14 protein-coding genes are annotated in these 13,237 nt (G+C 63.2%); 11 read left to right on the plus strand and 3 right to left on the minus strand.

Annotated features, from left to right (window positions below; all coding sequences use genetic code 11):
• Nucleotides 1-206: 206 nt before the first annotated feature.
• From infC to BKX98_RS08225, 9 genes are all read left to right on the plus strand, one after another.
• The gene (infC, locus tag BKX98_RS08185) at nucleotides 207-857 is read left to right on the plus strand and encodes a translation initiation factor IF-3 (protein WP_038993694.1); all 651 of its coding nucleotides are present in this window, start codon (nucleotides 207-209) and stop codon (nucleotides 855-857) included.
• Between the two features lie 165 nt (nucleotides 858-1,022).
• Complete coding sequence (gene rpmI / locus BKX98_RS08190; RefSeq protein ID WP_013348480.1) at nucleotides 1,023-1,217, plus strand: 50S ribosomal protein L35; 195 nt, start codon at nucleotides 1,023-1,025, stop codon at nucleotides 1,215-1,217.
• 104 nt (nucleotides 1,218-1,321) lie between these two features.
• A complete protein-coding gene (rplT, locus tag BKX98_RS08195) occupies nucleotides 1,322-1,969 on the plus strand; it encodes a 50S ribosomal protein L20 (protein WP_038993693.1) in 648 nt (215 codons plus the stop codon).
• 111 nt (nucleotides 1,970-2,080) lie between these two features.
• A complete protein-coding gene (locus BKX98_RS08200) occupies nucleotides 2,081-2,959 on the plus strand; it encodes an RNA methyltransferase (protein ID WP_073706802.1) in 879 nt (292 codons plus the stop codon).
• 25 nt (nucleotides 2,960-2,984) lie between these two features.
• Nucleotides 2,985-3,425 (plus strand): (deoxy)nucleoside triphosphate pyrophosphohydrolase, encoded by a 441-nt coding sequence (locus BKX98_RS08205; RefSeq protein WP_073706803.1) that lies wholly within the window; start codon nucleotides 2,985-2,987, stop codon nucleotides 3,423-3,425.
• A 74-nt stretch (nucleotides 3,426-3,499) separates the two neighbouring features.
• Nucleotides 3,500-4,141 (plus strand): hypothetical protein, encoded by a 642-nt coding sequence (locus tag BKX98_RS08210; RefSeq protein WP_157066336.1) that lies wholly within the window; start codon nucleotides 3,500-3,502, stop codon nucleotides 4,139-4,141.
• A gap of 142 nt (nucleotides 4,142-4,283) precedes the next feature.
• Entirely contained in the window at nucleotides 4,284-5,363 is a 1,080-nt protein-coding gene (gene pheS / locus BKX98_RS08215; RefSeq protein WP_073706804.1) for a phenylalanine--tRNA ligase subunit alpha, read from the plus strand.
• Nucleotides 5,364-5,366: 3 nt separating this feature from the next.
• The gene (gene pheT, locus BKX98_RS08220) at nucleotides 5,367-7,910 is read left to right on the plus strand and encodes a phenylalanine--tRNA ligase subunit beta (RefSeq protein WP_073706805.1); all 2,544 of its coding nucleotides are present in this window, start codon (nucleotides 5,367-5,369) and stop codon (nucleotides 7,908-7,910) included.
• 155 nt (nucleotides 7,911-8,065) lie between these two features.
• Nucleotides 8,066-8,275, plus strand: a complete 210-nt coding sequence (locus tag BKX98_RS08225; protein ID WP_038993684.1) for a hypothetical protein — start codon at nucleotides 8,066-8,068, stop codon at nucleotides 8,273-8,275.
• Here the strand turns inward: BKX98_RS08225 and BKX98_RS08230 are convergent.
• Nucleotides 8,272-8,754 (minus strand): GNAT family N-acetyltransferase, encoded by a 483-nt coding sequence (locus BKX98_RS08230; RefSeq protein ID WP_073706806.1) that lies wholly within the window; start codon nucleotides 8,752-8,754, stop codon nucleotides 8,272-8,274. The genes BKX98_RS08225 and BKX98_RS08230 overlap by 4 nt on opposite strands.
• A 260-nt stretch (nucleotides 8,755-9,014) precedes the next feature.
• Entirely contained in the window at nucleotides 9,015-9,536 is a 522-nt protein-coding gene (locus tag BKX98_RS08235; RefSeq protein ID WP_073706807.1) for a phosphoribosyltransferase, read from the minus strand.
• A gap of 294 nt (nucleotides 9,537-9,830) precedes the next feature.
• Between BKX98_RS08235 and BKX98_RS08245 the strand changes: the two genes are divergently transcribed.
• The gene (locus BKX98_RS08245) at nucleotides 9,831-11,345 is read left to right on the plus strand and encodes a DUF5129 domain-containing protein (RefSeq protein ID WP_143181064.1); all 1,515 of its coding nucleotides are present in this window, start codon (nucleotides 9,831-9,833) and stop codon (nucleotides 11,343-11,345) included.
• Complete coding sequence (locus tag BKX98_RS08250; RefSeq protein ID WP_073706810.1) at nucleotides 11,345-12,286, plus strand: 4'-phosphopantetheinyl transferase; 942 nt, start codon at nucleotides 11,345-11,347, stop codon at nucleotides 12,284-12,286. The genes BKX98_RS08245 and BKX98_RS08250 overlap by 1 nt, the downstream gene beginning before the upstream one ends.
• Nucleotides 12,287-12,301: 15 nt before the next feature.
• Here the strand turns inward: BKX98_RS08250 and BKX98_RS08255 are convergent, their stop codons facing one another.
• Nucleotides 12,302-13,225 (minus strand): amidohydrolase family protein, encoded by a 924-nt coding sequence (locus tag BKX98_RS08255; protein ID WP_073706811.1) that lies wholly within the window; start codon nucleotides 13,223-13,225, stop codon nucleotides 12,302-12,304.
• Between the last annotated feature and the right edge of the window lie 12 nt (nucleotides 13,226-13,237).

Below are 13,237 nucleotides of genomic sequence, written 5' to 3' on the forward strand. Positions count from 1 at the left end.
CGCCGTTTCAGGCTTCCGGGTAATTCGGCAGGATCGCAGCAATGCGATCCCCTAGCGCTTACGCGGGAACTTTCCCGTGTTCGGCTATGTCGTTCTTTCTGGCCTTCGCCTGCAATCGCAGACGGAGGCCTTCTTTGTTTGCGGTCATGGATTACGAATTTCAGGAGTGACACATCAGCGATCCACGCATTAACGAGCGCATTCGCGTGCCAGAGGTACGTCTCGTCGGCCCTAATGGTGAGCAGGTAGGCATCGTCCGCATTGAGGACGCGCTTCGTCTTGCTCTCGAGTCCGATCTGGACTTGGTCGAGGTGGCACCCAGCGCCAAGCCTCCAGTGTGCAAATTGATGGATTTCGGCAAGTACAAGTACGAAGCCGCCGTCAAGGCTCGCGAAGCTCGTAAGAACCAGACAAACACGGTCTTGAAGGAAGTCCGCTTCCGCCTGAAGATCGACACGCACGACTACGAGACCAAGGTCGGCCACGCACTGCGCTTCTTGGGCGCAGGCGACAAGGTCAAGGCCATGATCCAGTTCCGTGGTCGTGAGCAGCAGCGTCCAGAAATGGGCATCCGCTTGCTTGAAAAGTTTGCAGCAGACGTCGCCGAAGTTGGGGTCATTGAGTCCAGCCCGCGCATCGATGGCCGAAACATGGTCATGGTTGTTGGTCCGCTGAAGAACAAGGCAGAGGCTCGCCGCGAGCAGCAGCAGAAGTCGGGTGGCCGCAATTCGGCCAAGCGCAAGATCCGCACCGACGCTCCGGTTGAGACCGAGGGCCAGAATGTCGCAGCTTCCATGGATGATGACGCCCGCGCCAAGCTGGAGCAGGCACGTCAGGCAGCTGAAGGCGACGCCTAGCCAAGCCTGTTGGGCTTTCGGGCCCGTCACCGTTCACGGTGAAGGAACTTCCTTCGGGAAGATCCAACTACAAGAGAACAACAGCGGTCACCTTTATCGGGGCCCGCTTCGGATGATCCCCACCCGGTGCCTTACCGGGTGGAGCACGTAAGGAGAACGGCAGCTATGCCGAAGTTCAAGACTCACAGTGGCGCCAAGAAGCGCTTCAAGCTCACCGGCAGCGGTAAGCTCGCTCGCCAGCAGGCCAACCGTCGCCACTACCTGGAGCACAAGTCCTCGCGCGTTACCCGTCGCCTGGCTTCTGACCAGATCGTCGCCAAGGCCGATGTGAAGACCATCAAGCGGATGCTGGGCCTCTAAGCTCTCCCTTTCGCACTACGGGGAAGCAATACCCCACCACCCATAGATTTCACCCATCCCGCTGCATTGCGGGCACTGGGGAACTGACTTGAAGGAGTACACACGTGGCACGTGTGAAGCGGGCAGTAAACGCCCACAAGAAGCGTCGCGTCGTTCTGGAACGCGCAAAGGGTTACCGCGGTCAGCGTTCGCGCCTGTACCGTAAGGCCAAGGAGCAGCTGCTCCACTCGTTCGTTTACAGCTTCAACGACCGCCGCAAGCGCAAGGGCGACTTCCGCCGCCTGTGGATCCAGCGCATCAACGCTGCATCCCGCGCCAACGGCATGACCTACAACCGCCTGATCCAGGGCCTGAAGGCTGCCCAGATCGAGGTTGACCGCCGCATGCTCGCAGAGCTGGCTGTTTCGGACTCGAACGCTTTCGCCACCCTGGTGAAGGTTGCAAAGGACGCTCTTCCAGCTGACGTCAACGCACCAAAGGCTGCTGCTGAGGTTGCTGCCCCTAAGGCTGAGAAGGCTCCAAAGGCTGCTGCCAAGGCTGTCGAGGGTGAAGGCGTAATCAAGGCTGTTGAAGGCGAAGACGCTCCTGAGGGCTTCGTCATCAAGGGCAACGCCGGCTCGAACAAGTACCACGTTCCAGGTTCGACCTGGTACGAGCAGACTGAAGCAGAGTACTGGTTCAACTCCATCGAAGCTGCCAAGGCTGCAGGCTTCGAACCAGCTGGCGGAGAATCCCGTCAGCAGATGAAGTAAATCTCTTCTCCCTTTGAGCTGAGGCTCAGGTAGGACAGATCACAACGAAGGGCGGGTCCCGCGCATAGCGCGGACCCGTCCTTTGCGTGCATCTACCGGTATTCTCGAGTCATGAGCAGTTTTCCTCCAGAAGTGATGTCCAATCCACGCGCTGAACGGGTCAAGGCCATCGCGCGGCTGGCCAAGATCAAGGGCCGCGAAGCCACCGGCGAATACCTCGCCGAAGGCCCGCAGGCTGTTCGCGAAGCGCTCAAGGCCCACCTGGAGGACGACAACCTGGTCCAAGGCGTCTACGCCGTCGGCGGGTTCCTGGAAAGCCACGAGGAATTCGCGCAGCTGCTCGACGAGGCGAAGGTGCCAACCCGCATCGTCACCGGCGAGGTGCTGCACGCCATGGCCGACACCCAGACCCCGCAGGGCATCCTCGCGGTCGTCGCCATGTCCCAGCCGCAGCTGAGCGAGGTGCTGGACACCAAGCCGAAGCTGATCGCCGTGCTCTGCCGCGTGCAGGATCCGGGCAACGCCGGCACCATCCTGCGCGCCGCCGATGCCGCCGGAGCTGATGCGGTGATCCTGACCAAGGGCAGCGTGGACATCTACAACCCGAAAGCCGTGCGCTCCACCGCCGGCTCGCTGTTCCACCTGCCGGTGCTGAGCAACATCGAATTCGACCACCTGGTCGCCGCCGCGAAGAGCACCGGAAGCCAGGTCCTGGCAGCCGACGGCTATGCCGCCCACAACCTCGATACCCTGCAGGATGCCGCCGCGCTGCGCGCACACCAGCCAGGCACCGCCACACCCGAAGGCCAGCCGGTGCTCGAAGCGCCCACCCTGTGGCTGTTCGGTAACGAAGGCCAGGGCCTGGACGAGCATGAGAAGGACGCCGCCGACTACCGCGTGGCAGTGCCGCTCTACGGTGTCGCCGAATCCCTGAACGTGGGCACCGCATCCACCGTCTGCCTGTACGCCTCCGCCCGCGCCCAGCGCTAAGCGCAGAAGACCATCCTGAATACCCATGAGCACTGAACTCAAGCAAATTGTCGCCGTGGCCATCGTCGATGACCTGGCGAAGCCCACCAAGCTATTGGCCGCGCGCCGCAACCGCCCAGCGGCCCTCGCCGGACTCTGGGAATTTCCTGGTGGAAAGGTCGAACCGGGGGAGAGCGAAATCGAGGCCGTGCACCGCGAGCTGCGCGAAGAACTCGGGGTGCAGCTGCGTCTTGGCGCCCCGATCCCGGGCCCGCATCCGCAAGGCTGGCAGCTGAATGAGAAGGCCGCCATGCGCATGTGGTTCGCCCAGATCGCCGAGGGCGAGCCAGCACCGCTGGACGGGCATGACCAGCTGGCCTGGCTCCAGCTCGATGACTCGCTGGGCGCTATCGTCCCATGGATTCCTGCCGATGCGCCGATCGTTGCGGCATGCCTGGCCCAGGCACGTGCAGGGGCGCAGCGCTGAACACCCGTAAGCTTGATACCACGCCAGCATCTGGCATATTGCCTATCGCCGATATTTTTTGAGGAGCACACTTCGTGAAGCGAATTATGAGCGTTATCGCTCTGGCCTTCGCCGCCGTCATAGCACTTTCCGGCTGCGTCAACATGAACGCAGAAGTCGACATCTTGGGCAAGGACAAGGTCGCCGGGGCCATGCAGCTGACCCTGCACAAGTCGACGCTCAACGGCGTCAGCTTCGAGGAAGTGCTCAACAGCCAGATCGACATCGAAGCGATGGAACAGCAGCTGGGGGACAAGTGGACCTACAGCAACGTTGATGATGGCGAGAACGTGGGCCTGCGCTTCGAGACCACCAGCCCGATGACCTACGTCCAGCTGGCCGACGCATTCAGCCTCTTCGGCTTCGAGATCAACCTGAGCGACGACGGGCAGGAATACACCTTCTCGATGCCGGGCGACAAGGCAGCCGTGGATTCCTCCTTCACCGAAGCTAACCTGCACGTCACCTTCCCGGGAGCTGTCACCTCGCACACCCCGGGTACCGTTGAGCACCACACCGTCACCTTCGACATGATCCAGGGCGCCGCCGCCTACGAGGCCACCGGCAAGGTCAACCACGCCATGTTCTACTCCGCAGTGTTCGGCGGGGCGCTGCTGGTCTTGAGCCTGGTCTTCGTGGCTGCATTCGCACCCAAGGCCGCCAAGGAAGCTCACTAGAAAGCGGCAACCCCGCTTCAAGGTAAGAAGCTTCACGCCAAGGGCCCGTCATCGGTGAAACGATCACGGGCCCTTAGCCATAGAATGGAAGCAGAGAATTCTACGCGTAAGTACAAGATAAGAGTAAGGATCGATCGATCCCATGTCTGATCAGACAACTGAACAAGCTCCTGTCGGGGAGACCAATGTTCCGCACCCAACCGATGAAGCAGGCATCCAGCATGCTGTCGACGCCGCACTGGCAGCCATCGAGGCAGCCGGCGACCTGAACGAGCTGAAGGAAGCCCGCCTGGCCCATACCGGCGAAAAGTCCGCGCTGTCGCTGGCCAACCGGCAGATCGGCAAGCTGGACAAGTCCGAAAAGGCCGTGGCCGGCAAGCTCGTGGGCGGTGCCCGCGGACGCGTCAACAAGGCGCTGGCCGCCCGCACCGTGGTGCTGGAGGAAGCCGAAGCCGCCCGCATCCTCATCGAGGAAACCGTGGATGTCACCGCGGCAGCCCGCCGCCGCCGCGTTGGCGCCCGCCACCCGCTCTCGGTGCTGCAGGACCGCGTCGCTGACATCTTCGTCGGCATGGGCTGGGAAATCGCTGAGGGCCCGGAAGTCGAATCCGAATGGTTCAACTTCGATGCGCTGAACTTCAAGCCGGATCACCCGGCCCGCGAAATGCAGGACACCTTCTTCGTGGAGCCTGCCGACGCGCACCTGGTGCTGCGCACCCATACCTCCCCGGTGCAGGTCCGCTCGATGCTCGAGCGTGATGTGCCGGTCTACGTGCTGTGCCCTGGACGCACCTTCCGCACCGATGAGCTGGACGCCACCCACACCCCGGTCTTCCACCAGTTCGAGGGCCTTGCCGTGGACAAGGGCCTGACCATGGCCGACCTGCGCGGCACCCTGGAGCACTTCGCCCGGCAGATGTTCGGCGCCGAAGCGCAGATCCGCCTGCGCCCTGCCTACTTCCCTTTCACCGAGCCATCGGCCGAGCTGGACATCTGGCACCCGGGTGCCAAGGGCGGTCCGCGCTGGATCGAGTGGGGCGGCTGCGGCATGATCAACCCGAACGTGCTGCGCGCCGCGGGCATTGATCCGGAAGAGTACTCTGGCTTCGCCTTCGGCATGGGCATCGAGCGCACGCTCATGTTCCGCAACGATGTCCCCGACATGCACGACATGATCGAGGGCGACATCCGTTTCAGCCAGCACTTCGGGATGGAGATCTAAGCAATGCGTATTCCACTATCTTGGCTGCGCGAGTACGCGCAGGTACCAGCCGACGCCTCGGCTGAAGACGTCATGGCAGACCTGGTCAAGGTCGGCCTGGAGGAAGAAGACGTCCACCGCCCTTCCGATGAGCTCTCGGGCCCCATCGTGGTCGGCCAGGTGCTGTCCCTGGAAAAGGAAGTCGCCTCCAACGGCAAGACCATCAACTGGTGCCAGGTCCGCGTGGTTCCCGAAGGGGCCGAGCAAACCCTGGCCGGCAAGGGCATCGACCCGTCCGGCGTGCAGGGCATCGTGTGCGGCGCGCACAACTTCGTGGAAGGCGACAAGGTTGTTGTCACCCTGCCCGGTGCCGTGCTGCCCGGGGACTTCAAAATCTCCCCGCGCAAGACCTACGGCCACACCTCGGCCGGCATGATCGCCTCCAGCCGCGAGCTGGGCATCGGCGAGGACCACGACGGCATCATCGTGCTCTCCCGCCTGGGCCTGGACCCTCAGCTGGGCACCGACGTCATGGAGCTGTTCGGCCTGGATGACCAGGCGGCGGAGATCAACGTGACCCCGGACCGCGGCTACTGCTTCTCGATCCGCGGCGTAGCCCGCGAGTACGCGCTGGCCACCGGCACCTCCTTCACCGATCCGGCTTCGAAGGTGGTCGTCTCCGACGCGGCAGAAGCCGGCCATGAGGTCGTGCTGGCCGATGAGGCGCCGATCTACGGCGTGCCTGGCTGCACCCGCTTCGTGACCCGCGAGGTCACCGGCATCGACCCGAGCCGTCCGACCCCGCGCTGGATGGCATCGCGCCTGCAGCTGGCCGGCATGCGCTCGATCTCGCTGGTGGTCGACATTTCCAACTACGTGATGCTGGAACTCGGCGCGCCGCTGCACTTCTACGACGCTGACAAGCTGACCGGTGCCATCACCGTGCGCCGTGCCTCCGCAGGGGAGAAGCTCACCACCCTGGACGACAAGGAACGCGAGCTGTCCGTCGAGGATCTGCTGATCACCGACGAGTCCGGCGCCATTGGCATTGCCGGCGTCATGGGCGGCGCGGCCACCGAGGTCTCGGATTCGACCAGCCGCGTGCTGATCGAAGCCGCCCACTTCGATGCCGTGTCCATCGGCCGTTCGCGCCGCCGCCACAAGCTGCCGTCCGAAGCCTCCAAGCGCTTCGAGCGCGGCGTGGACCCACGCGTCATGCAGATCGCCGCGCAGCGCGCAGTGGACCTGCTGGTGGAGCTGGCCGGCGGCACCGAGACCGCCAAGGTCACCGATGCGGGCCAGATTCCTGCCGACACCACGATCCAGCTGCCGGCAGGATTCGCTGGCGCACTGGTCGGGGTGGACTACACCGACGAGCAGACCATCACTGCGCTGGAAGGCATCGGCGCAAGCGTCGCGCAGAACGCCGAGGGCTTCGCCGTCACCGCGCCAAGCTGGCGCCCGGATTTGGCCATCAAGGAAGACCTGGTCGAGGAAGTAGCCCGCGTCGTCGGCTACGACCAGATCCCGGCAACCCTGCCGGTGGCACCTCCGGGCCGCGGCCTGACCCGCACCCAGTCCCAGCGCCGCCGCCTGCTGCAGGGATTGGCGGATGCAGGGCTGACCGAGGTCTTGAACTACCCGTTCGTGTCCGAAGCGCAGAACAGCACCTTCGGTGCCGCCCAGGCGGGGACCAAGGTGAAGTCCATTGCGCTGGCCAACCCGATCTCCAAGGAATTCCGCTTCCTGCGCACCTCGCTGCTGCCAGGACTGCTGGAAACCGCACGCCGCAACATCGGCCGCGGCTTCCGCGATCTGGCGTTGTACGAAGGCGGACTCGTCTTCCTGCCAGGTGAGCAGCTGGGCTCCTCGGTGCTGCCTCCGCTGGGCGCCAAGCCAAGCGATGAGGTCCTGGCCGAGCTGTTCAACGGCGTCCCGAACCAGCCATGGCACCTGGCCGCAGTGCTCACCGGCCGCGAGGCAACGCCTGCCGCCGGATTCGCCCCGCGTGCTTGGGACTGGGCCGACGCACTGGATGCCGCCTACTGCGCGGCGGATATCCTCGGCGTCGAGCTGGAGGTTGCCCAGGGCAGCCACCAGGCCTTCCACCCGGGCCGCGTCGCGGAACTAAAGGTCGCCGGTCAGGTCGTTGGCTACGCCGGCGAACTGCACCCGGCGCTGCTGAAGGATGCGGACCTGCCAGCTCGCACCGTGGCCATGGAACTGGACGCCGCTGCCATGATGGCCGCTGCACCTGCCGTGGTGGTCGCCCAGCAGCACCTGTCCACACAGCCGCTGGCTACCCAGGACGTGGCACTGGTTGTCGACCAGGACGTCGTGGCCGGCGATGTGCGCGACGCGCTGCGTGAAGGTGCCGGTGAACTGCTCGAAGACATCGCGCTGTTCGACGTGTACCAGGGCCAGGGCATCGAAGACGGCAAGAAGTCTCTGGCCTTCGGCCTGCGTTTCCGTGCCGCCGACCGCACCTTGACCGCCGATGAGGCGTCCGAGGCCCGCGCCGCCGCGGTGGCAGTGGCTACCGAGAAGTTCGGTGCTTCCCAGCGCTAGGCCCTGAATGTGCCGCATGCCCTGCTGCTATCCCGGGAATCGGGATAGCAGCAGGGCATTTCGCGTTCTGGCCGTGCACAGGGACTGCATGTTTGAGGTCTACACTTGATCTGGGATGAACCGACACGACGTCGAGATGCAGCAGGAGGCTGGAAGTGAAGGGATTGCGTTCTTGCGGTGCTGTGCTGCTGGTGTTCTTCCTCGGCATCTTGGCCGTTGCCGTGCTCATCGCGGCCGGATGGGCGGCGGTGCTGTTCATCCAGCGCGGCGCAGGAACCCACCTCGATGAGCCGCCCACGCCGAGCGTTTCGGTGGAGGAAGAAGCACCCGATCCGCTTCGCCCGTCGGAAACGTTCACGCCCTAGCTGGCAGGCGGCATCTGAACGGTGGGCATAGCCAGTGTCAGCGTAATGAGCCCGGGTCCTTCCCTCGCCTGGGCGATGAACCCGTAGCGGACAAGCACTTTCAGCGACGCGATATTCGCGTCGTCCACCCGTGCGATAAAAGCGCTGCGGCCGGATTCCTGCAATTGTGAGAGCCCTTCGCCGACGACTGCCTTCGCCAAGCCTTGGCCCCAGTACTCCGGGTCGATCCAATAGCCGATTTCGGTGGCCTGCCCGCGTTCGGTAGCGGTGAAGAGGCCAACCGGTGAATTCTGGCGGCGCGCGATGAACCAGGAGATCGCCGGATCGCTCAGGGCGTGCTCCACGCGTTGCGCGGTGTATTCGTGGCTCCAGGTGCTGCCATCTCCGATAAAGGCCGTGACGCGTTCATCTGCCGCGAGGCGTGCAACGAAATCCGTATCTGTCGTGGCCATCGGCGTTAGCACCAGTGAAGGACCCATGGCTTCAGCCTATGCCGGTACGGCAGGAAGGCAAGCTTCGTTTCACGAGCCAAGCGGTTTCATGGCAAGAACCGTCAGTTCCCAGTAAAGACGGCCATGGCTTGGACTGGAGACCGAAATTTGGACTTGATCTGATTGAGTCGCACCGAGTTTGCGGGCATTGCTTGGAACACTGGCCTCTTCCATTCCCGTGGCAGGCACGGCAAAACAAAAGCAGGGAACGACGAAATTTCGTCGTTCCCTGCTGAAGTTGAAGAACATTACTTGGTTCCGCCAGCGGTAACCGGTGGCAAGTCCGACCATGGGAAGGTAATCCACTTATCGGTGCGGCGCCATTCATAGTCCGGGACCATGATGGTGCGTGGCTTGGTGTACAGGCAAACGGTCTTCACATCGGCGCCCCAGGCGGACACCAGATCGACAACCTTTTCGAGGGTGCGGCCGGAGTCGGAGACGTCGTCGACGATCAGGATCTTCTTGTCGCGCAGGTGGCCGTCATCAAGCATTGGGGGAAGAACCACTGGTTCAGGCAGGACGGTGCCGATGCCGGTGTAGAACTCCACGTTCAGCGCACCGCAGGCCTTGACACCCAGGGCGTAGGAAATGGAGCCGGCGAGCAGCAGGCCGCCTCGGGCAACTGCCAGGACGATGTCTGGCTCGAAGCCATCGTCGACAATGGTCTGTGCCAGCTCGCGGGAAGCCGCACCGAAGGTGTCCCAGGTGAGGATTTCGCGCTCTGGTTCTGAAAGGACGGATGCCCCTGAATCGTCAATGCTAGTCATTCTGCAATTTTATCCCCGAATTCGTGGCAGCGATGCACAGTTGAAACCGACCGTTCACTTTTTCCTGCTGAGCCCGGAGGATTCCCATCCGCTGATTAGGCAAGAATAGGCAGGCAATGGACCAGCTTGAGGAATCCATCACTTTTGGCGAAACCGTGCCCGGCGCCAGCACATGGCAGGCTTGATGCGCCAAAAGCCGTCTTAATGATGACCCGTGCCGCATCCAAGATCGCTAGGATGGGAGAAAGGCCATCAGCCGGAGATAATCCGGAATCCCCATGAAGGAGACGCAACTTGAGCCCACGAACCTGGAACATCCGGATAGCCGGTGCCGCAGCCATGCTCTCTTTGGGACTGGCCGGGGCGTTGCCTGCCGCGCATGCGGCCACCGGAGTACAGGTCGCTGCGGGGCAGAACCTGGAATCGGTCACCATCGATGACTCCACGGGCAAGCTCAATGAGCAGCGGCTGCGTGATGCCTTGGAAGAACTCGATTTCAATGAGCCGACCGATGTGGCGATCTACGCCCGTAACGGGGAATACTCCGACGACATCAACACCAAAACTCTCGACTACGCCAAGTCAAAGCATCCCGAATGGATATCCGGCAAGCCCGAAGACTACGGCGACTACTGGGCCGACGGCCTGTTCATCATCACCTTGTCCATCGAAGGAGAGGGAGACGGGCAGATCGGCACGTACTTCGGTGAAGACCGCAAAGTTTCCGAGAGCTCCATGGAGAGCATCCATGAAGCCGGCTACGACGATTTCAACCTGTCCCGCTGGACCGATGGCGTCATCGCCGTAGCCGACAAGGCATCCGTGATCATGAATCGTCCCTGGTACCAGCACCCTGCATTGTGGATTACCACCGGCATCGGTGGACTCGTTGCCGCCAGCGTCGGCGGAGCCGTGCTGCATACCCGGTCGGCACGGCGGAAAACCTTCGCCGAAGAACTGCATCAGGGAACCGTTCACCTGACCAACGTCACGATGGATCTGGAAGAGACCGAATTGGCGGCTCGTACCCTGCCGTCCGCTTCAGGTCATGCCGCCGAGCTGGAACAGCGCTTCAGCAAGTTCATGGCCAAATACCGTGATTGCTTCGAAGCGCAGCAGTCGCTGGAGCAACAGAGCAAGAAAGAGCGTTCGGGCACCAACGGCGTGCGCCAGGCCAAGGAATTCCGAGAGTCAACCCAGTCCTTGGACCTGACGGATGACGCCATCATTGCCGCGGCCGCGCTCTATACCCGTTCGGCCTCATGGCAAGATGCCTGGCATGCGCAGACCAAGCCATTGGAAGACGACCTGGACGATATCCGTGAATTGCTCAATGACGTCGAACCGGAGCTGAAGGGCAGCGCTGCCGCCTTGGCTTCCTACCGGGAAACTGCAACCACCGAGCTCAACGAGCTGACGGCGCAGCTGACGGAAGAATCGATCACCGTGGACCAGGCGCTTGATGGATTATCCGCATTGCGTGCCGAGCTGACCGAAAAGCTGGACATCTTCGCCCAAGCGCAAATCGAGGTGTACGCGGAGAATGCGGAAGAGAAGGCCGATATGCAGTCGGAGCTCAAGAAATCCCGGTACGAAACCCGTGCCTATGACGGCCGTTCCGGCACCATCCTGGATGTCCTGAATCCCGCATCGATGTATTGGCGGGTGAGCGGCTACCACCACGGATATTCTTCAGGCGTCAGCGCAGTAACTGCCTCGCGTGAAGCGGCGAGCTCCTCCGGCGGAGTATCCAGCGGCTACTCCGGTGGCGGAAGCTTCTCGGGCGCTGGCGGATCCTCCCGCTTCTGATGAAATCCGACAATATCTTTGCAGACTTGCTGCCGCCGGCGATGCGGGTCGTTGAGACCCGCATCGAGCTGGAGGAAGGCCCGTACTATCCCGAAGAAGAACGGTACATCGCCGATGCGGTGCCCGAAAGGCAGCGTGAATTCCGCACCGTCCGGGTGTGCGCTCGCCGAGCCTTTCGAGAACTGGGCCATGAAGGTGCTGCCCTGGTCCCGGATGAGAAGCGGGCACCAATCTGGCCAGCTGGCGTTGCCGGGAGCATGACCCACTGCGCGGGCTTCCGGGCAGCCGCTGTAGCTTCCACGAATGATATCCGTGGCGTGGGCATCGACGCCGAGCTGCATGTCCCGTTGCCAGAAGAAATCCTCGACATCATCTTGCTTCCCGAAGAGCGGCCGATGGTCGAAGACCTATCGGCACGCTATCCGGATATCTTCTGGGAGCGGCTGATCTTCAGCGCCAAGGAAAGCGTCTTCAAGGCCTGGTTTCCGCTGACCAGGCAGTGGCTGGATTTCCTGGAATGCCGAATTCTCATCGATGCGCCAGCACGCCGATTCCAAGACCGCGCCCAGGCCCTGCTCGTGCAGCCGCCGGGCCTTGTCCTTGACCTCGTCCAGCAGTTCCGCGTAGCTTTCCACGCGCTGCCCGTCGTCGCTGGCCGGAGCGCCGGGGTGGGCCTTTGCAGTGGCCTGCAGGATGTCCATGAGGGTGCGCGCAGGCGGCGCCAGGGCTCCGGAGGGGAACTGGGGTGGGTGGATTGGTGCATCCGGCGCTGGAGTTTGTCCGTTGTCCATGCTGATCGGATCCGTCCCTTCACCAAAGAGCGTGTCGGTCCGCTGGGGGAGAGCGGTCCGGAAGCGAAGCGGATCCTGGAGGGGCGGAACACGGGGTTCCATCAACCATTAAAGCGTGCCGCGGGCGGACCGCCGCAAGAATATGGTTGAACTGTCATGCATCTCTCAACTGTTGCGCACCGCCTGCAGCAGCCTGCGCGGGGAATCGTGCAGCACGTCGCGCATCCATCCCGCGCCCAGCGACCAGGATTCCAGCGCCTGGATCTGGTGGCTGTAGGAATAGGGGATATTCGGGAAGTCGGAGCCGAACACGATCTTGTGCGAGAGCCCGGCCACGAGCCGCGGATATTCCGCCGGCAGCGGGGCGATGCGGTTCATGAACCCGGTGCCCACCATGGTGGTATCCAGGTAGACGTTGGGATTCTCTGCGGCCAGCTGGGCGAACTGCACGTAGTCGGGCAAGCCGGCATGGGCGATGACCAGCACCAGCTGCGGATGCCGTGCCACCAGTTCGCGGATCGGCTCGATCCCGGTGAACCGGCCGGCATGCGGCCCATGCCCGCAATGGATCACCACCGGCGTCCGGGCCTCGGCGACCAGCTCCCAGGCGCCGTCGAGCAGCGGATCGAGCGGGGTGAAGCCGCCCACCTGCACGTGCACTTTGAACAGCTGCACCCCCTCGGCCAGCGCGGCGCGCACCAGTTCGGCGGCCCCGGGCTCCGGGTAGAAGGTGCCCGAACGGATCGCCTTGGGATGGCGCTGCGCGAACTGCCGCGAGTACTCGTTGAGCCAGGCGGCCATGTCCGGCCGGTGGGCATAATTCAAGGTGCCGTAGGCGATCACGCCCAGTTCCTCCAGCGCGGTGACGCGCTGCGCTTCGGGCATCCGGTAGCTGATCGGCCACGGGTGCCCGGTGCGCTGCGCTTCGCCATCGAAGTAGGACCAGACCTTGGCCAGCACGTTATCCGGCATGAAGTGCACGTGCAGGTCGATCAGCCCCGGGATGCCCAGGGCCTGCAGGTATGCCGGCACCTCCTCGTCGGTGGCGGGGCCGATGCCGGCGTGCCGGCCGGATTGATGCTCGTTCATGGCTGGGGATCC

The sequence above is a fragment of the Glutamicibacter sp. 0426 genome (assembly GCF_001906485.1).
In the GTDB taxonomy this organism is placed as follows: Bacteria; Actinomycetota; Actinomycetes; order Actinomycetales; family Micrococcaceae; genus Glutamicibacter; species Glutamicibacter nicotianae.